This window comes from Pleomorphochaeta sp. DL1XJH-081, from assembly GCF_049310885.1.
In the GTDB taxonomy this organism is placed as follows: Bacteria; Spirochaetota; Spirochaetia; order Sphaerochaetales; family Sphaerochaetaceae; genus CAYZJV01.
The window spans coordinates 1-253 of record NZ_JBMDYO010000163.1 but is presented as its reverse complement, the minus strand read 5'-3'; the positions used below and the strand labels follow the sequence as shown (position 1 = coordinate 253).

The window sequence follows — 253 nt, the reverse complement described above, 5'->3', positions numbered from 1 at the left end:
GAAAAGGTGTTACAAGAAGTGAAATCAGCGACAGAGGTGAGAGATCAATTATCTGTCCATGAATTTGTGGTCGAGTTGAGTGAGGCAGCTCTCGATAGGATGCAATATCTTCATGCAGCTCTCACAGAGACTCTCAGACTATATCCTGCAGTCCCTGTGGATGGGAAGTGTGCAGAGGGGGATGATATTCTTCCGGATGGTTATAAAATAAAAAAAAGTGATGGCATAAACTACATGCCATATGCAATGAGAA

The 253-nt window shown here is 42.7% G+C and carries 1 protein-coding gene; it reads left to right on the top strand.

Annotation, left to right across the window (positions count from 1 at the left end):
* Window positions 1–18: 18 nt before the first annotated feature.
* Window positions 19–253 (top strand): cytochrome P450 (locus ACODJP_RS14315; protein WP_422482642.1); only part of this gene is annotated, 235 nt, incomplete at its 3' end.